This window comes from Arsenicicoccus sp. UBA7492 (assembly GCF_002479615.1).
Taxonomy (GTDB): domain Bacteria; phylum Actinomycetota; class Actinomycetes; order Actinomycetales; family Dermatophilaceae; genus Arsenicicoccus; species Arsenicicoccus bolidensis.
The window spans coordinates 40,223-57,331 of sequence record NZ_DLOE01000006.1 but is presented as its reverse complement, the minus strand read 5'-3'; the positions used below and the strand labels follow the sequence as shown (position 1 = coordinate 57,331).

The window sequence follows — 17,109 nt, the reverse complement described above, 5'->3', positions numbered from 1 at the left end:
GCGATGCGTACCCGGCCTCCACAGCAGCAGGCCCCGGACCGCGTGGTCCGGGGCCTGCTGGGAGGTGGTGGGCGATACTGGGTTTGAACCAGTGACCTCTTCCGTGTCAAGGAAGCGCGCTACCGCTGCGCCAATCGCCCGAGGTGGAGACGGGATTTGAACCCGTGTACACGGCTTTGCAGGCCGTTGCCTCGCCTCTCGGCCACTCCACCGTGCCGATGCATCCGTCATGCTAACAAACGCATCGCCGGAAGGTCCGAGGACCCCCAGAGCGGACAACCGGGCTCGAACCGGCGACCTCAACCTTGGCAAGGTTGCGCTCTACCAACTGAGCTATGTCCGCGTGCTGCCGTGCGGTCGCTGGATCTTGGTGAATCCGAAGCGTGTAACTTCACCCGCCGTGCGTGCTGACCGACACTAACCGATGCCGGCGCGGGACGTCCAATTCCTGAGCACCTCGCGCGTCGGCCACGAGACCGGCGATCACGGGCCCGAACGGCGAGGTCCCTGGGCGTGGCTCGCGGCGCACCTCGAGCTCGGTCCGCACCGCCTCGACCACCCGCGCGCGGGCGCTGGGACGGTCGGGGACGGGCCACAGGTGGCGGACGGCGGCGTTCATGGCGGCTCCGATCAGGACGGCGATGGCGAGGAAGTAGAGCCAGACGAGCAGGACGATGGGTGCGGACAAGGGGCCGTAGACGGACGTCCCACCGATGGACGCGCCCAGCCAGGTCCGCACGACATAGGACACGACCACCCAGAGCACCACCGTGAGGGCGGCCCCCGGCAGGTCGCGGCGCCAGGGCGAGCGCCGTGGCGTGGCGACGTGGTAGAGCGAGGTCACCGCCCCCATGACGGCACCGGTCACGAGCGTCCAGTAGACGAGGCCGTCGAACGGCCCGGGCAGGACGCGCGACAGGACCAGGGGCCCCAGGAGGACCAGCGGCAGCACGACGGCACCGACGAGGACGGCGATCGAGTACATCGTGAAGGACAGGGTGCGGGTGCGGACGATGCCGCGAACCCCGCTCTGGCCGTACATGATCGAGATCGTGTCGATGAAGACGTTGAGCGCCCGAGACCCGGACCACAGGGACAGGACGAAGCCCAGCGACACCAGGTCGATACGGCCACCTCGCAGCACCTCGTCGATCGTGGGGACGATGACGGCTCCCACGCTCTCGTCGGTCAGGAACCGCTGCGCGTAGGACGCGAGGCCGGCCACCACCTGGTCGACCGTGCCCTGCCCGGCCCATGCTCCGACATACCCCAGTCCCCCGATGAGGCCGAGGACCAGAGGCGGCAGGGAGAGGAGGGCGAAGAAGCCCGCCTCGGAGGCGAGCCCGGTCACGCGGTAGCGCAGGCAGACCCGGACGGTCTCGCGCACGAGACGCGCGACCGACAGGCCACCGGGCACCTGCTGGAGCAGGTGCCGCAGGGCGGTCCGAGTGGTCATGGGCACGACGCTAGGGCCCGCCCGGGGCTGGGACGGGTGGGACACGAGGGGCGGGTGGGGCCTGTTGTCGAGACGTGATGTCGTCTCGCCGCAAGGCTCAATCCCCCGGGGGGTCTCTCGGACCGCGTAAAGTGGCGGGTTGATCGATCTCCATCCCCACTCCCACGAGGACGACCCCTTCATGGAAATCTGGCCCGGCAAGCCGTATCCCCTCGGCGCCACGTTCGACGGCAGCGGCGTGAACTTCGCTGTCTTCTCGGAGGTCGCCGAGCACGTCGAGCTCTGCCTCATCGACGACGAGGGCGCCGAGCAGCGCGTCTCGCTCACCGAGGTCGATGGCTACGTCTGGCACTGCTACATCCCGCAGATGCAGCCCGGGCAGCGCTACGGCTACCGCGTGCACGGCCCGTTCGACCCCGCCAAGGGCAACCGGTCCAACCCGGCCAAGCTGCTGCTCGACCCCTACGCCAAGGCGATCGACGGCCAGATCAGCAACGACGAGGCGCTGTTCTCCTACAAGTTCGACGACCCGTCGGCGTTCAACGACACCGACTCGCTCGGGCACACCATGCTGTCCGTCGTCATCAACCCCTACTTCGACTGGGGCCACGACCGTCCCCCGCGCCGGGAGTACCACGACACGATCATCTACGAGGCCCACGTCAAGGGCCTGACGATGACCCACCCGGAGGTGCCCGAGGACATCCGCGGGACGTATGCCGCGATCGCGCACCCCGCCGTCATCGCGCACCTCAAGCAGCTGGGCATCACCGCGATCGAGCTGCTCCCGGTGCACCAGTTCGTCCAGGACACCTCGCTGCAGGAGAAGGGGCTGCGCAACTACTGGGGCTACAACACCATCGGCTTCCTGGCCCCGCACAACGACTACTCCGCGTCGGGCACCCGCGGCCAGCAGGTCACGGAGTTCAAGTCAATGGTCAAGGCGCTGCACGAGGCCGACATCGAGGTCATCCTCGACGTGGTCTACAACCACACCGCCGAGGGCAACCACATGGGCCCCACGCTCGCCTTCCGCGGTCTGGACAACAACGCCTACTACCGCCTGGTCGGCGACGACCTCGCGAGCTACTACGACACGACCGGCACCGGCAACTCGCTGCTGATGCGCAACCCGCACGTGCTGCAGCTCATCATGGACTCGCTGCGCTACTGGGTCACCGAGATGCACGTCGACGGCTTCCGGTTCGACCTGGCGGCGACCCTGGCCCGCCAGTTCCACGAGGTCGACAAGCTGTCCGCGTTCTTCGACCTGATCCAGCAGGACCCGGTGGTGAGCCAGGTCAAGCTGATCGCCGAGCCGTGGGACGTGGGGGACGGCGGCTACCACGTCGGCAACTTCCCTCCCCTGTGGACCGAGTGGAACGGCAAGTACCGCGACACCGTCCGCGACTTCTGGCGCGGCGAGCCGGCCACGATCGGCGAGTTCGCCTCGCGCATCACGGGATCCAGCGACCTCTACGCCCACTCCGCGCGCAAGCCGATCGCGTCGATCAACTTCGTCATCGCCCACGACGGCTTCACGCTGCGCGACCTCGTGTCCTACAACGAGAAGCACAACGACGCCAACGGCGAGGGCAACAACGACGGCGAGAGCCACAACCGCTCCTGGAACTGCGGTGTCGAGGGTCCGACCGACGACCCCGAGGTCAACGCCCTGCGCGCCCAGCAGCAGCGCAACTTCCTCACCACCCTGCTCGTCAGCCAGGGTGTGCCGATGCTCGCGCACGGCGACGAGCTCGGTCGCAGCCAGGGCGGCAACAACAACGGCTACTGCCAGGACAACGAGATCTCCTGGATCGACTGGGACCTCGACGCGGACGACCTGGCGCTGCAGCAGTTCACGGCCCGGCTGACCGCCCTGCGCTCGTCCCACCCCGTGTTCCGCCGCCGCCGGTTCTTCGCCGGCGACGCCGCCCACGGCGGCATGTCCGACCTGGGTGACATCGCCTGGTTCACGGCCCACGGCACCCAGATGTCCGACCAGGACTGGGAGTCGGGCTACGCCAAGACGCTGAGCGTGTTCCTCAACGGCCACGCCATCTCGGCCCCGGACCAGCGTGGCCGGATGGTCGTCGACGACGACTTCCTGCTGCTGTTCAACGCCCACCACGACGGCATCGACTTCACGATGCCGCCCGAGGACTACGGCACCGAGTGGACCGTCGTGCTGGACACCGCCGACCCGGAGCTGACCGAGCCCCGCGTCTGGGCGGCCCGCAGCGTCAACCGCGTCCCGGCCCGCTCGGTCGTGGTCCTGCGCTCGGACCAGCCGGCTGAGCAGGCCTCCCCCGGCCTGGCCTCGCCGCTCACGGCAAAGACCGGCGTCGGCATCGTCGGCCAGGTCGCGACCGATCCTGCCGCCCGCCCGGCTCCGACCGAGCCCGCCACCTCGAAGGCGGAGCCGCAGGCGCAGGAGCAGGCGGACGGCGCCACGGGTGACGACACGGACGGCTCGGGGGCCGACTCGTCCACGGGCACCAAGAAGGCCGGCAAGAAGAAGGCCTGACGCAGCTCGCACGAGAGAGCCCGCCTCGTCCTGGACGAGGCGGGCTCCTTCGTATGCCGAAGCGCCCGGCACCTGGCGTGGGCGCCGGGCGCGGCGCGCATCAGGTCTGGGCGAGGCGCTCCTGCTCGGTCGCGACGTCGAAGGTCGCCGCCGGCCACTCGAGGTCGAGACCCCGCAGGTGCTCGAGCAGGATCTGCTGGACCGCGAGGCGGGCGTACCACTTGCGGTCCGCCGGCACCACGTGCCAGGGAGCGCCCTTGGTGCTCGTCTTGGCCAGCACCGCCTGGTAGGCCTCCATGTAGTCGTCCCAGCGCGCGCGCTCGGCGATGTCGCCGGGGTTGTACTTGTAGTACTTGTCCGGCCGGTCGAGCCGCTCCCCCAGCCGCGCCTTCTGCTCGTCGGAGGAGATGTGCAGCATCACCTTGACGACGGTGATGCCGCGCGCCAGGGCGGCCCGCTCGAACGCGTTGATCTGGGCATAGCGCCGCATCCACTCCGAGCGCGGAATGAGCTCGTTGACCCGCACGACCAGCACGTCCTCGTACTGCGAGCGGTCGAACACCCCGAGCTGACCCGGGTCGGGCAGGGCCCGGTCGATGCGCCACAGGAAGTCGTGGGCGCGCTCCTCGGGCGTGGGCGCCTTGAACGCGGTGTACTTGACGCCGCCTGGGTCGGTGGCGCCCACCACGTGGCGCATGATGCCGCCCTTGCCGGAGGTGTCCATGCCCTGCACGAGCAGCAGGACCGACGGCCCGTCGCCGTCCTTGCCGTTGGCCCAGAGGCGCTCCTGCAGGTCGGACAGCTCGGTCTGACCCTCGACGAGGTCCATCGCAGCCGACTTCTTGTCGCCCTCGTAGCCCGGGGTCGCCCGGGTGTCGACGTCGGCCAGCACGAGTCCCCGCTCGGCGCGCAGGGTCTCGCTGAAGGTGAAGTCAGGGTCACCGAAGGCGAGCGACCCGGTGGTCGCCGCCGAGGAGGCACCGTCCAGCGCGGCGTCGCGCTTCGCGCCCTTGTCCTTCTTGTCCCTCGTACCCTTGGCCTTCTTGCCCTTGTCGTCGTCCTTGGACTTCTTCGACGCCTTGTCGTCCTTGGCCTTGTCGTCCTTGGCCTTGCCGTCCTTGGCCTTCTTGCCCTTGTCGTTCTTGGACTTCTTCGCCGTGTCCCTGGCGATCTCCTGCTCGGCCGTGCCCTGGTCCTTGTCCTTGCCCGTGCCCTTGGACGCCGTGCCGGGCTTGGCGTCGTCCGACGCTGCGTCCCCCGCGTCCGAGGTGGCGGCGGCGGTGCCGGCGCCCCGGACGAGGGTCTCGACGGCCTCGTCGGCCCGATCGGCGGCCTTCTTGCTCTTGGAGGTCTTTGCCATGCGGCCTATGGTTGCACCCTTTGCGCAGGTGGGGCGGCATCCTGGGCCACGAAGGCCTCGACGAGTCGCTCCCACCGCTGCTGGTCCACGTTCCACTCCTTGCAGTGCCGGGCGACCTGCCAGGTCTCGAGCTGGACGAGGTCGGGCCGCGCCGCCGCGAGGTCGATCGAGCGCTGGGCGGGCACGAACTCGTCGTCGAGCGAGTGGATGAGCAGGATCGGGTGCCGCAGCTCGTCGGCCCGCCGCACGAAGTCGGTCGCCGCCAGGTCGATCACCGACTCGATCCCCACGAGATGGCGGCCGGGCGGCACGCCGAGCAGCCGCATGCTGAGCGTGGTGAGCTGGCCGGGGACCCGCATCGCGCGCGCGTGGTGGTGCAGGACGTCCGGCCAGTCGACCACGGGCCCGTCCAGGACGACCTGCGAGATGCGGTCCCCGTGGGTGGAGTTGATGAGGGTCTGCAGCACGATCGCCCCGCCCATCGACCACCCCACGAGCACGACGTCGCGGGCGCCGTGCTCCAGGGCGTAGGCGACGGCGGCGTCCACGTCGCGCCACTCGGACAGCCCGAGGCCGTAGAGCCCGTCGTTACTCGCGGGCGCCACCTGGTCGTTGCGGTAGGACGGGGTCAGGCAGGTCAGACCGGCGCGGTGCAGCGCGGCGACCCCGCGCACGGTCTCCTCGCGTCCCGCGCCACGGCCGTGCACCAGGACGGCCCACCGGGTGCCGTCGACGGGGCCGTCGGGCGGGGGCACCAACCAGGACGGCAGCGGACCGATCTCGCTGGGGACGTCCACGTCGAGGGTCGGCAGACCGAGCGCCTGCTCCGGCCCGAGCGCGTAGTAGTAGGAGTGGAACCGGGCCGGTCCGGTGCGCAGGCGCCCGAGGTCGACGCCGTGCAGCCGCCGGGTGATCGTGCCCTGCCCGGGGTGGTCGGCGAGGATCCGGCCGAACCTCACGTGCGACTGCCCGCCGTCGAGGAACAGGCCGTACTTGCCGGGCATCACCGTCTCGGCCGTGCGGCTCAGCGTGACGCTGCGGTCGTCGAAGGCCACCACCTCGGTGTCGTCGGGCCGTCGGCGCTCCGGCGTCACGACCTTCTTGGCGAGGTAGACCGCGGCGCTCAGCCACCCCGTCGCGGCTCCGGCCGCCACGACGCCGCCCGCCACGGCTGCCGCGACCGCCCGAGGGTGCGCGCGCAGCACCCCGGCGGGCCCCCCGGCCCTGTCGCGCGTGCTCACCCGTCCATCGTGACATCCGCGGGCGTGCGGGTGGGGCAGGTGGCGCGAGCGTGGCGCGGCATACGGCCCTCGGGCGAGGGACACAATGGGCCGTATGACGCTGCCGATCGCCACCCCGGTCTCCCCCATGCTGGCCAAGGCCGTCCCCACGGTCCCGGCTGCGGACTCCGTCCCGGGCGGGCTGTCCTACGAGCCCAAGTGGGACGGCTTCCGCTGCATCGTGATCCGCGACGGCGACGAGATCGAGCTGGCGAGCCGGGGGTCCAAGCCGCTGACGCGGTACTTCCCCGAGGTCGTCGAGCGCGTGCGCGAGCACCTGCCGGCGCGCTGCGTGGTCGACGCCGAGATCGTGGTGCGCGCGGGCGAGGCCGGCGCCGAGCACCTCGACTGGGACCTGCTCTCGCAGCGGATCCACCCGGCCGTCTCCCGCGTCACCAAGCTGTCGCAGGAGACGCCCGCCGAGCTGATCTGCTTCGACCTGCTGGCCGCCGACGACGAGGACCTCATGGGGCGGCCCTTCCGCGAGCGCCGCGCGGCCCTGGAGTCGCTGCTGGAGGACGTCTCACCCGCGTCCGGCATCCACCTGACCCGGGTCACGGACGACCCCGAGCTGGCGCGGACGTGGTTCGAGGACTTCGAGGGGGCGGGGCTGGACGGGGTGGTCGCCAAGCCGCTGGAGGGGACCTACGAGCAGGGGAAGCGCACCATGCTCAAGATCAAGCACAAGCGGACGGCCGAGGCGGTCGTCGTGGGCTACCGGGTGCACAAGAGCGGTCAGGGCGTCGGGTCCCTGCTGCTCGGGCTCGTGGACGAGGGCGGCCGCATCGTCAACGTCGGTGGCATCGCGGCGTTCACGGCCGCGCGGCGCCTCGAGCTGGTCGACGAGCTCGAGCCGTACGTCCTGCGCGAGGAGGACGGCTCCGTGGTCGCCGCCGAGACGGACCGGTCGCGGTTCAGCTCGTCCAAGGACGTGTCCTACGTTCCGCTGCGACCGGAGCGCGTCGTGGAGGTGGCCTTCGACCAGCTCGAGAAGTCGCGCTTCCGGCACGCCGTGACCTTCCTGCGCTGGCGCCCCGACCGCGAGCCGATGTCGTGCACGTTGGCGCAGGTCAGCCGGGCGCCGAGCTATGACCTGGGGCGCGTCCTGGTCGAGTGACGCACGACAGCCAGTCAAGTTCTCGCGACCGAACGTCACCGGGTCACTCTGCATCTAGGTGAACCCCGTCCGCGTTCCCCGATAGTGGCCCCGACCTGCGGATATGCCGTGTGACAGTGAAGTCATGACCTCGCCTGCCGCCACCTGGGACAGCCGTGACCTCCCGGTGCTCCGCGCCGTGGAGCAGCTGGACCTGCTCGGCGGCCCCACCCACGAGATCTCCGCGGTCGTGGCTCGCACGGGTCTGCGTGGCGACGAGGTGCTCGCCGCGCTCGAGGCGCTCCAGAGCCTGCGGGCCGTCCGGGTGGAGGTCCTCGACGGTCAGCGGACCCGCATCGGCCACGTCACCGCCATCGGCGCCGCGATGCTCGCGATGCAGGCCGACAACGACCTCGCCTGCTGACCCCAGCCGCTGCTCAGGCGTCGTCGACCTTGCGGGCCCGCGACGGCTGCACGCGGGGTGGCTCGCCCGGCATCTTGGGGTAGTCGGGCGGGAAGTTGAGCTCCCCCAGCCCGTGCTCCTCGACGTCGCGCTGCCACCACTGCAGGGCGGTGTCCACGCGTGCCCGGGCGTCGTCGAAGCCCGCCCAGGCGTCATCCTCGGAGGCCACGATCTCGGGCGTCGTCCGCACGGTGTAGTCGCCGGGGGCGATCTCGCCGAGGATGTCCCAGGCGATCGGCATACTGACGGGCGCACCCGCCAGGGGGCGCGGGCTGTAGGCGCCGGCCAGGGTGCGGTCGCGACAGGCCTGGTTGAAGTCGGCGAAGATCCGCTCGCCCCGCAGCTCCTTCCACCAGGCCGTGGTGACCAGGTCGGGGACCCGCCGCTCGAGCTCGCGGGCGATCGCGATGACCGCGTGCCGCACCTCGAGGAACTCGTGCGTCGGCTCGATCGGTGCGAACACGTGCAGCCCGCGGTTGCCGCTCGTCTTGACGAAGGGAGTGAGGCCCGCCTCGACCATCACCTCGCGGAGCACGGTCGCCGCCTCCACGGCCTGCGCGAAGCCGGTGCCGGGCTGCGGGTCGAGGTCGATGCGCAGCTCGTCCGGGTCGTCGGTGTCCGCCGTGGTCACGGGCCAGGGGTGGAAGGTCACGGTGTTCATCTGCACGGCCCACACGGCGGTCGCGACCTCGTCGACGACGAGCTGCGGGTGCTGGCGGCCGGAGGGATAGGTGCACACGACGGTGCGGGCGAAGTCGGGGACGCCGCGGGGAGGGTTCTTGGAGTAGAACTCCTCGCCGGTGACGCCCTCGGGGAAGCGCTGCAGCGTCACCGGACGGTCCGCCAGCCTGGCCACCAGCCGGTCCCCCACGGCCACGACGTAGCGGGCCAGGTCCTCCTTGGTGATGCCGTCGTCCGGCCACATCACCCGGTCCGGGCTCGAGACCCGCACCTGCCGCGTCTCGCCGTCCGGCCCCGGGACCTCGATCGAGATGGCCTTGCTCGCCACGACGTGCTCCTGTCGGCCCGGTTGAGCGGAATCTGCGGCGACCCCGCGCGGTTGGACCCAGTATGACCCAGCGCGAGTACCCCGTGACCAAGTCCGACGAGCAGTGGCGGGCCGAGCTGAGCCCGAGCGAGTACGCCGTCCTGCGCCAGGCCGGCACCGAGCGGCCCTTCGTCGGCGAGTACACCGACACGACCACCGAGGGCGTCTACAGCTGTCGCGCGTGCGGCGCCGAGCTGTTCACCCACACCGAGAAGTTCCCCTCGCACTGCGGGTGGCCGTCGTTCTACGCCCCCTCCGACGCGGACAACGTCGAGCTGCACGAGGACCGCTCGCTCGGGATGACCCGCACCGAGGTGCTGTGCGCGCAGTGCGGCTCGCACCTGGGCCACGTCTTCGAGGGCGAGGGCTACCCCACCCCGACGGACCAGCGCTACTGCATCAACTCCGTCTCGATGCGCCTCGCCCCCCGCTGACCTACCTCAGGTAGTCACATCGACCTGGGTTCGCACGTCAGGTCGATGTGTCGAACCCAGGCGGATCTCGTGGTCATGCCCGTATGCCGTCCCGCGCCAGCTCCCCGACACGGACAGGGGCGTCGGCTCCGTCAGGAGTGGGCGATCTCGTGGCGCGGTTGGTAGATCAGGATCCCGTCCGCGCCGGGGACCTCGACCGTGGCGCCGATCCCCCACCCCATGTCCTGGGTGTCGCCCGTGAACGTCGCTCCGCGCCCCTCGAGCTCGGCGCGCGTGGCGGCGACGTCGTCGCACATCAGCGCGATCTCGTGGTGGGGGCCTGACGTCCAGGCCTGACCGCCCTGCTCCGACATCGTGGGGTGCACGCCGAGCTCGGATGGACCGGTGCGATAGATCGGCCACTCCTCGCTGCCGACGCTGGGCAGCTGCAGCACGTCGCGCAGGAACGCCCGGGTCGCGTCGGGGTCGTCGGAGTAGATCAGGGTGTGCACGGCGGTGATCATGCGGCGAGCCTAGCGATCTCTCGCCGGGCCGGTCGCGCCTCCGAGCTCAGCTGGAGCCGCTCGTGGAGGAGACGGTCGCCACCGTGATCGCCGTGATCATCGCGGTGTTGGCGGACTGCACCGCACGGGCGACGCCGTCGGCGCCGGGACCCGCGGACTCCGCGACGGCCTTGATCCGTCGCTTGAGGTCGCCCTTGTCCAGGCCGACCTCGTCAGGGTCGAAGACCTTGGTGGCCAGCTCCAGGCCGTGGACCAGCCCGATCAGCGCGTGCTGCTCGACCGTCGGCGAGGCTCCGCGCAGCACCTCGACCAGCCCGCGGCGCAGCTCGGCCTCGCGGCTCGTGTCGACGATCGGGTAGCGCTGCGGCTTGAGGCCCAGCATCCCGCCCTCCTCGACGCGCACCACCCCGCGCCGCGCGAGGTAGTCGCCGACCACGTGCTCGAGCTTGCGGGCGGCGCCGGGGATCACCGAGGAGAGACGCTTGCCGTCCTTGTCACCGAACCTGCGCAGACCCTCGTCGAGCAGGTCGTCCCCGGTCGGTCCGGCGTCGAGGACCCGCAGCTTCTTGCCGTCGTCGCTCACGCCGAGCCGTCCGGCCGCGACGAGGTCGGAGAGCAGCGCCCCGGCGAGGCCGTAGCCCGTCTGCTGCCCCATCGACTCGGGCCTGCCGTCGTCCTTGAGGACCAGCAGGAACAGTGAGGTCGTCGTGGTGGGCTGGTTCGTCGTCATGCCCACGACGCTAGGCGGACCGGCGGCGTGGGTCATCCCCCGTGAGGATGGTTCGCCCCGCCATACCTCCTCCTGCGGTATGACGAGATCGACCCGCCTTCGACACATCCACCTGGGGTGCCAACCCAGGCGGACGTGACGACCTGAGGTAGGTCAGGGCAGGTCGGCGACGAGCTGCTCGAGCTCCACGCGCGGGCCGGTGAAGAACGGCACCTCCTCGCGCGTGTGCCGACGGGCGGCAGCGCCGCGCAGGTGACGCATGAGGTCCACGATCCGGTGCAGGTCGTCGGCCTCGAAGGCCAGCAGCCACTCGTAGTCGCCGAGGGCGAAGCTGGCGACGGTGTTGGCGCGCACGTCCGGGTAGTCGCGGGCCATCTTGCCGTGCTCGACGAGCAGGTCGCGACGCTCCTCGTCGGCCAGGAGGTACCACTCGTAGGACCGCACGAAGGGGTAGACGCAGACGTAGGCGCGCGGGGTCTCGTCGGCCATGAACGCCGGGATGTGGCTCTTGTTGAACTCGGCCGGGCGGTGGATCGCGACGTTGGACCAGACCGGGTCGCACGCGCGGCCCAGCCCGGTCCGGCGGAACGCGTGGTAGGCGCGCTGCACGGCCTCGACCGACTCGCCGTGCCACCAGACCATGAAGTCGGCGTCCGCCCGCAGCCCCGCCACGTCGTAGATCCCGCGCACCGTCACCTGACCGGCCTCGGCCAGCCCGGCGAAGAACTGCTGCGCCTCGGCCAGCAGCGCCTCGCGCTCCGCCTCGTCACCCACGGAGTCGGTGACCTGGAAGACGGACCACATGGTGTAGCGGATCGAGTCGTTGATCGCGCGGACCTCGGCGGGGGACGGACGGCGGTGCTGCTGGGGCTTCAGACTCATGCCCGCATCATCCCATCCGGGACTGACAGCCCGGCACCGGGATCGTCACCCGACCGTGACCGCGCAGGTCGGAACGCTCTCGCCCGGCCGTCCGGTCTCACCTGGCATGAGGCGCAACGCAGCTCCCAGGCCGTATGCCGCACCCCTCGCTCTCGGGGTCGCCGCACTGATCGCGATGACCGCCTGCACCAGCGGGTCCGGGTCGTCCACCTCCGGAGCCGCACCGGGCGACCCCGGCCGGGAACAGCTCGCCTCCTCGGCGGCCACGCCCGGGGCCACCCCCACCGGCTCCGTCGCGGCCACGGCACCCGGGGCGTCGTCCGGAGCGCGGGCCGTCCAGAAGCGCGACGTCGTCCGCACCGGCACCCTTGAGGCCACCGTCACCGATCTCGGCGCGGCCGCTGCGCGGGTGCGGACGCTGGTGGCGTCCTACGACGGGGTCGTCGCCAACGAGGAGCTACGCCGCTCCACCGGACCCGGCTCTTCGGCCACCGACACGTTCACCCTGAGGGTGCCCGAGGCCAGGTTCGACGCGGCGGTCGAGGACCTCGCCACGGTCGGCACCGTCACGGCGCGGACCGTCCGGGCCGAGGACGTCACGGGCCAGGTCGCCGACACGGCCGGGCGCGTCAAGACGATGCAGGCGAGCCTCGAGCGCACCCGGGCCCTGATGGCCCGCGCGGCGTCGATCGAGGACATCACCCGGCTCGAGTCGGAGCTCACCCGTCGCGAGGCAGACCTGGAGGGGCTGCAGGCGCAGCTCGTGACGCTGCGGTCGCAGGCGGCCATGTCGACGATCACCCTGTCGCTGACCCAGCCCGCTGCCGAGGCCCGCGCCGCCGAGGACCGGTCCGGGTTCCAGGCCGGCTGGCACGTGGGGTGGCGCGCCGTCCTCGGCCTGCTCACCGCCCTCGCAGCGCTGCTGGGCTTCAGCCTCCCGCTGGTCCTGCCGCTCGCCGTGGTGGTCGTGCCCCTGGTCCTGTGGTGGCACCGGCGCAGGGCCCGCCGACGCGGCTGAGCGCCCCCAGCACGACGAGCCCCGGGGCCGGTCACCGTCAGGCGACCGGTCCCGGGGCCTCGGCATACGTCGGGTCAGGCGTTGTGGGCCTGGTAGCGAGCGATCTTGGCGAACTCCTCGGGGTCGAGGGACGCGCCGCCGACGAGGGCGCCGTCGACGTCCTCCTTGGCCATGATCTGCACGACGTTGCCGGACTTGACCGAGCCGCCGTAGAGGATGCGGACGCCGTCCGCGAGCTCGGCGGAGTAGAGCTCGGCGAGCTTGCCGCGGATCGCGCCGCAGACCTCCTGCGCGTCCTCGGGGGTCGCGACCTCGCCCGTGCCGATGGCCCAGATGGGCTCGTAGGCGATGACGATGCTCTTGGCCTGCTCCTCGGGCAGACCCGCGAGGTCGGCCTCGATCTGGGCGAGCACGTGCTCGACCTGACGGCCCTCCTTGCGGACGTCGAGGGCCTCGCCGCAGCACAGGATCGGGGTCAGGCCGTGCTTGTAGGCCGCCTTGACCTTGGCGTTGAGCAGCTCGTCGGTCTCGCCGTGCCCCTCGCGGCGCTCGCTGTGACCCACCGCGACATAGGTGCAGCCGAGCTTCGCCAGGAATGCGCCGGAGATGTCGCCGGTGTAGGCGCCGGAGTCGTGCTGCGACAGGTCCTGGGCGCCGTAGCGCAGGTCCAGCTTGTCGCCCTCGACCAGGGTCTGCACCGAGCGCAGGTCGGTGAACGGCGCGAGCACCGCGACCTCGACGGCGGCGTAGTCGTGCTTGGCGTCGCGCAGGGTCCAGTCGAGCTTCTGCACGAGGTGGGTGGCCTGCAGGTGGTCCTGGTTCATCTTCCAGTTGCCGGCCATGAGCGGCGTGCGGGATGCCATGTGGGTCTCCTTGGGAGTCAAAAGTGTTGGGTCGTATGACGAGAAGGCGGCCCCGCCACCCGGGTCGGGGTCACGGGGCCGCCTCGTGTCGTGCAGCCGGCGTCAGCCGAGGATGGAGATGCCCGGGAGGTCCTTGCCCTCGAGGTACTCCAGGCTCGCGCCGCCACCGGTGGAGATGTGGCCGAACTGGTCGTCGGAGAAGCCCAGCTGGCGCACGGCGGCAGCGGAGTCGCCACCGCCGACGACGGTCAGCGCGCCCTTGGCGGTCGCGTCGACCAGGGCCTGGCCCACCGCCTTGGTGCCGTCCGCGAACGGCGCCATCTCGAACGCGCCCATCGGGCCGTTCCAGAAGACCGTCTTCGCGTCCGCGACCTTGGAGGCGTAGAGCTCCGCGGACCTCGGACCGATGTCCAGGCCCATCTGGTCGGCCGGGATCTTGTCGGCGTCGACAGTCGTGACGTCACCCTCGGCGCTGAACTCGGCGTTGCAGACGACGTCGACCGGCAGGACGATCTCGACGCCGGACGCCTTGGCCCGCTCCAGGTAGCCCTTGCAGGTCTCGACGTTGTCCTCGTCGAGCAGGCTCTTGCCCACCTCGTGGCCCTGGGCCTTGAGGAAGGTGAAGGCCATGCCGCCACCGATGAGGAGGCGGTCGGCCTTGCCGAGGAGGTTGTCGATGACCGCGAGCTTGTCGGCGACCTTGGCCCCGCCGAGGACCACGGCATACGGCCGCTCGGGGTCCTCGGTCAGGCGCTCGAGGACGTCGACCTCCGTCTTGACCAAGCCGCCCATGGCCGCCGGCAGGATCTGCGCGACGTCGTAGACGGAGGCCTGCTTGCGGTGCACGACGCCGAAGCCGTCGGACACGTAGGCGTCCGCGAGCGACGCGAGCTCCTTGGCGAAGGCCTGGCGCTCGGACTCGTCCTTGCTGGTCTCGCCCGGGTTGAACCGGAGGTTCTCCAGGAGGGCCACCTGGCCGTCCTGCAGCCCCTCGACCGTGGCCTTGGCCGACTCCCCCACCGTGTCGGTGGCGAAGGCGACGTCCTGGCCGAGCAGCTCACCCAGGCGGGCGACGACGGGCTTGAGCGAGTACTTGTCCTCCGGGGCACCCTTGGGGCGACCGAGGTGGGCGACCACGACGACGCGGGCACCCTGGTCGGTCAGCTCCGTGATGGTGGGCACGGAGGCCCGGACCCGGCCGTCGTCGGTGATGCGGTCACCGTCGAGCGGCACGTTGAGGTCCGAGCGGACGAGGACTCGCTTGCCGCGCAGGTCACCCAGGTCGGCAATGGTCTTCATCTCGGGACTCCGATCAGAGCTTGGAGCCGACGAGGGCGGTCAGGTCGACGAGGCGGTTGGAGTAGCCCCACTCGTTGTCGTACCAGCCGACGACCTTGACCTGGTTGCCGATGACCTTGGTCAGGCCCGCGTCGAAGACGCAGGAGGCCGGGTCGGTCTCGATGTCCTTGGAGACGATCGGGTCCTCGGTGTAGACGAGCTTGCCCTTCATGGCACCCTCGGCGGCCTTCTTGATGATCTCGTTGACCTCCTCGACCGTGGTCTCGCGCGAGGCCTCGAAGGTGAGGTCGGTGGCGGAACCGGTCGGGGTCGGCACGCGCATGGCGTAGCCGTCCAGCTTGCCCTTGAGCTCGGGGAGCACGAGGGCGACGGCCTTGGCGGCACCCGTGGTGGTCGGGACCATGTTGAGGGCGGCGGCGCGGCTGCGGCGCAGATCCTTGTGCGGGCCGTCCTGGAGGTTCTGGTCCTGGGTGTAGGCGTGGATGGTGGTCATCAGACCCTTGACGATGCCCAGGCCGTCGTTGAGCGCCTTGGCCATGGGGGCCAGGCAGTTCGTGGTGCACGAGGCGTTGGAGATGATCGTCTGGGAGCCGTCGTACTTGTCGTCGTTGACGCCCATGACGATGGTGATGTCCTCGTTCTTCGCCGGGGCGGAGATGATGACCTTCTTGGCGCCGGCGTCGATGTGCGCCTTGGCCTTGGTGGCGTCGGTGAAGAAGCCGGTGGACTCCACGACCACGTCGACCTCGTTGGCCTTCCACGGCAGGGCGGACGGGTCCTTCTCGGCGAAGGCCAGGATCTTCTTGCCGTCCACCGTGATCGACTCGTCGTCGTAGGTGACCTCGCCGGGGAAGCGGCCGAGGATCGAGTCGTACTTGAGCAGGTGGGCCAGCGTCTTGTTGTCGGTGAGGTCGTTGACGGCGACCACCTCGATGTCGGCACCGGAAGCCACCACGGCGCGGAAGAAGTTGCGGCCGATGCGGCCGAAGCCATTGATCCCAACGCGAACAGTCACGTCTTGAGCCTTCCTAGAGGGTCTTCAACTTGGCGCTGTCCACCCTAGTCGGAAGTGCTGCCGGACGCGTGGTCGGGCCGTGACCGGTCCGAGATGTGGGCCGACCGGCTCACAGGTCGAGCATGTCCGGGGTCAGGTTGGCCTCGGTGCCCGGTATGCCGAGATCCTGGGCCCGCTTGTCCGCCATCGCCAGCAGGCGCCGGATCCGGCCCGCGACGGCGTCCTTGGTCATCGGCGGCTGCGCGAGCTGCCCGAGCTCCTCGAGGCTGGCCTGCTTGTGCTCGAGGCGCAGCGTCCCCGCCTGGCGCAGGTGGTCGGGCACCTCCTCGCCGAGGATCTCCAGGGCTCGCTCGACCCGCGAGCCGGCAGCGACGGCGGCGCGCGCCGAGCGACGCAGGTTGGCGTCGTCGAAGTTGGCCAGGCGGTTGGCGGTGGCGCGCACCTCGCGCCGCATCCGCCGCTCCTCCCACGCCATCACCGCGTCGTGCGCGCCCATGCGCGTGAGGATCTGGCTGATCGCGTCGCCGTCGCGGATGACCACGCGGTCGATGCCGCGCACCTCGCGCGCCTTGGCCGCGATGGAGAACCGCCGGGCCGCTCCCACGAGGGCGAGCGCGGCCTCGGGGCCCGGGCACGTGACCTCGAGCGCCGAGGACCGGCCGGGCTCGGTCAGCGAGCCGTGGGCGAGGAAGGCGCCGCGCCAGGCGGCGACCGCGTCGTCGGTGGCGCCCGAGACGACCTTGGGCGGCAGGCCGCGGACGGGACGGCCGCGGGGGTCGATCAGGCCGGTCTGCCGAGCGAGCGCCTCGCCGTCCTGGGCGACACGCACGAGGTAGCGGCTGCCCTTGCGCAGCCCGCCGGCGGACAGCACCCCGATCTCGCTGGTGTAGCCGTAGACGTCGGCGATGTCCTTGACCAGGCGCCGCGCGACGGAGCCGGTGTCGAGCTCGGCCTCCACGACGATGCGTCCACCGACGATGTGCAGACCACCGCTGAACCGGAGGATGGCGGAGACCTCCGCCTTGCGGCACGAGGGCTTGGTGATTTGGAGCCGACTGAGCTCGTCCTTGACCATGGCCGTCATCGACATGAGTTCCATCCTGACAGTAGGCCGCACGTTGAGTGGGCGAATTCG

16 protein-coding genes and 3 tRNA genes are annotated in these 17,109 nt (G+C 70.8%); 5 read left to right on the top strand and 14 right to left on the bottom strand.

Translation table 11 applies throughout. The annotated features are described in order from the left end of the window. Positions 1–65 precede the first annotated feature (65 nt). From B4E97_RS01160 to B4E97_RS01145, 4 genes are all read right to left on the bottom strand, one after another. A tRNA-Val gene (locus B4E97_RS01160) sits at positions 66–140 on the bottom strand. A gap of 1 nt (position 141) precedes the next feature. After that, positions 142–212, bottom strand: a tRNA-Cys gene (locus tag B4E97_RS01155). A 58-nt stretch (positions 213–270) separates the two neighbouring features. Further along, positions 271–343, bottom strand: a tRNA-Gly gene (locus tag B4E97_RS01150). Between the two features lie 48 nt (positions 344–391). Next, positions 392–1,456 (bottom strand): YihY/virulence factor BrkB family protein, encoded by a 1,065-nt coding sequence (locus B4E97_RS01145; protein ID WP_286958348.1) that lies wholly within the window; start codon positions 1,454–1,456, stop codon positions 392–394. Positions 1,457–1,637: 181 nt separating this feature from the next. Here B4E97_RS01145 and glgX point away from each other — a divergent pair, with 181 nt between their 5' ends. Further along, complete coding sequence (glgX, locus tag B4E97_RS01140; RefSeq protein WP_286958347.1) at positions 1,638–3,983, top strand: glycogen debranching protein GlgX; 2,346 nt, start codon at positions 1,638–1,640, stop codon at positions 3,981–3,983. Positions 3,984–4,083: 100 nt separating this feature from the next. On the opposite strand, the gene B4E97_RS01135 is transcribed toward glgX, so the two are convergent. Beyond that, on the bottom strand, positions 4,084–5,343 hold the full coding sequence (locus B4E97_RS01135) for a PPK2 family polyphosphate kinase (RefSeq protein ID WP_313534548.1): 1,260 nt from the start codon (positions 5,341–5,343) through the stop codon (positions 4,084–4,086). 5 nt (positions 5,344–5,348) lie between these two features. After that, positions 5,349–6,584, bottom strand: coding sequence for an alpha/beta hydrolase family protein (locus B4E97_RS01130; RefSeq protein WP_286958345.1), 1,236 nt, complete (start codon positions 6,582–6,584; stop codon positions 5,349–5,351). Positions 6,585–6,678: 94 nt separating this feature from the next. Here B4E97_RS01130 and B4E97_RS01125 point away from each other — a divergent pair, with 94 nt between their 5' ends. Continuing rightward, entirely contained in the window at positions 6,679–7,740 is a 1,062-nt protein-coding gene (locus B4E97_RS01125; protein ID WP_286958344.1) for an ATP-dependent DNA ligase, read from the top strand. Between the two features lie 124 nt (positions 7,741–7,864). Continuing rightward, a complete protein-coding gene (locus tag B4E97_RS01120; RefSeq protein WP_286958343.1) occupies positions 7,865–8,143 on the top strand; it encodes a hypothetical protein in 279 nt (92 codons plus the stop codon). Between the two features lie 13 nt (positions 8,144–8,156). Here B4E97_RS01120 and ligD read toward each other — a convergent pair whose 3' ends face one another. Continuing rightward, the gene (ligD, locus tag B4E97_RS01115; protein WP_286958342.1) at positions 8,157–9,191 is read right to left on the bottom strand and encodes a non-homologous end-joining DNA ligase; all 1,035 of its coding nucleotides are present in this window, start codon (positions 9,189–9,191) and stop codon (positions 8,157–8,159) included. A gap of 62 nt (positions 9,192–9,253) precedes the next feature. Between ligD and msrB the strand changes: the two genes are divergently transcribed. Beyond that, positions 9,254–9,664, top strand: coding sequence for a peptide-methionine (R)-S-oxide reductase MsrB (gene msrB / locus B4E97_RS01110; protein WP_286958341.1), 411 nt, complete (start codon positions 9,254–9,256; stop codon positions 9,662–9,664). Between the two features lie 131 nt (positions 9,665–9,795). Here the strand turns inward: msrB and B4E97_RS01105 are convergent, their stop codons facing one another. From B4E97_RS01105 to hemQ, 3 genes are all read right to left on the bottom strand, one after another. After that, positions 9,796–10,167 (bottom strand): VOC family protein, encoded by a 372-nt coding sequence (locus B4E97_RS01105; protein WP_286958340.1) that lies wholly within the window; start codon positions 10,165–10,167, stop codon positions 9,796–9,798. 46 nt (positions 10,168–10,213) lie between these two features. Next, on the bottom strand, positions 10,214–10,897 hold the full coding sequence (locus tag B4E97_RS01100) for a GOLPH3/VPS74 family protein (RefSeq protein ID WP_286958339.1): 684 nt from the start codon (positions 10,895–10,897) through the stop codon (positions 10,214–10,216). Between the two features lie 153 nt (positions 10,898–11,050). Then, on the bottom strand, positions 11,051–11,779 hold the full coding sequence (gene hemQ, locus B4E97_RS01095; protein ID WP_029210517.1) for a hydrogen peroxide-dependent heme synthase: 729 nt from the start codon (positions 11,777–11,779) through the stop codon (positions 11,051–11,053). A gap of 106 nt (positions 11,780–11,885) precedes the next feature. Here hemQ and B4E97_RS01090 point away from each other — a divergent pair, with 106 nt between their 5' ends. Further along, positions 11,886–12,797: a DUF4349 domain-containing protein gene (locus B4E97_RS01090; protein WP_286958338.1), complete on the top strand. Its 912-nt coding sequence runs from the start codon at positions 11,886–11,888 to the stop codon at positions 12,795–12,797. 74 nt (positions 12,798–12,871) lie between these two features. Here B4E97_RS01090 and tpiA read toward each other — a convergent pair whose 3' ends face one another. The 4 genes from tpiA to whiA form a co-directional block, all read right to left on the bottom strand. Continuing rightward, positions 12,872–13,660 carry a triose-phosphate isomerase gene (tpiA, locus tag B4E97_RS01085; RefSeq protein ID WP_286958337.1) on the bottom strand — a complete coding sequence of 263 codons (789 nt, stop codon included), beginning with the start codon at positions 13,658–13,660 and terminating at the stop codon, positions 12,872–12,874. Positions 13,661–13,762: 102 nt separating this feature from the next. After that, the gene (locus B4E97_RS01080; protein WP_286958335.1) at positions 13,763–14,959 is read right to left on the bottom strand and encodes a phosphoglycerate kinase; all 1,197 of its coding nucleotides are present in this window, start codon (positions 14,957–14,959) and stop codon (positions 13,763–13,765) included. Between the two features lie 13 nt (positions 14,960–14,972). Continuing rightward, a complete protein-coding gene (gene gap, locus B4E97_RS01075; RefSeq protein ID WP_286958334.1) occupies positions 14,973–15,974 on the bottom strand; it encodes a type I glyceraldehyde-3-phosphate dehydrogenase in 1,002 nt (333 codons plus the stop codon). A gap of 109 nt (positions 15,975–16,083) precedes the next feature. Then, positions 16,084–17,064: a DNA-binding protein WhiA gene (gene whiA, locus B4E97_RS01070; protein ID WP_286958333.1), complete on the bottom strand. Its 981-nt coding sequence runs from the start codon at positions 17,062–17,064 to the stop codon at positions 16,084–16,086. Positions 17,065–17,109: the final 45 nt, after the last annotated feature.

Bases quoted from the DNA above. Each gene is read 5' to 3' on its own strand.
- B4E97_RS01145 (WP_286958348.1), bottom strand. From the start codon at position 1,456: ATGACCACTCGGACCGCCCTGCGGCACCTGCTCCAGCAGGTGCCCGGT.
- glgX (WP_286958347.1), top strand. From the start codon at position 1,638: ATGGAAATCTGGCCCGGCAAGCCGTATCCCCTCGGCGCCACGTTCGAC.
- B4E97_RS01135 (WP_313534548.1), bottom strand. From the start codon at position 5,343: ATGGCAAAGACCTCCAAGAGCAAGAAGGCCGCCGATCGGGCCGACGAG.
- B4E97_RS01125 (WP_286958344.1), top strand. From the start codon at position 6,679: ATGACGCTGCCGATCGCCACCCCGGTCTCCCCCATGCTGGCCAAGGCC.
- B4E97_RS01120 (WP_286958343.1), top strand. From the start codon at position 7,865: ATGACCTCGCCTGCCGCCACCTGGGACAGCCGTGACCTCCCGGTGCTC.
- msrB (WP_286958341.1), top strand. From the start codon at position 9,254: ATGACCCAGCGCGAGTACCCCGTGACCAAGTCCGACGAGCAGTGGCGG.
- B4E97_RS01105 (WP_286958340.1), bottom strand. From the start codon at position 10,167: ATGATCACCGCCGTGCACACCCTGATCTACTCCGACGACCCCGACGCG.
- B4E97_RS01100 (WP_286958339.1), bottom strand. From the start codon at position 10,897: ATGACGACGAACCAGCCCACCACGACGACCTCACTGTTCCTGCTGGTC.
- hemQ (WP_029210517.1), bottom strand. From the start codon at position 11,779: ATGAGTCTGAAGCCCCAGCAGCACCGCCGTCCGTCCCCCGCCGAGGTC.
- B4E97_RS01090 (WP_286958338.1), top strand. From the start codon at position 11,886: ATGAGGCGCAACGCAGCTCCCAGGCCGTATGCCGCACCCCTCGCTCTC.
- tpiA (WP_286958337.1), bottom strand. From the start codon at position 13,660: ATGGCATCCCGCACGCCGCTCATGGCCGGCAACTGGAAGATGAACCAG.
- B4E97_RS01080 (WP_286958335.1), bottom strand. From the start codon at position 14,959: ATGAAGACCATTGCCGACCTGGGTGACCTGCGCGGCAAGCGAGTCCTC.
- whiA (WP_286958333.1), bottom strand. From the start codon at position 17,064: ATGTCGATGACGGCCATGGTCAAGGACGAGCTCAGTCGGCTCCAAATC.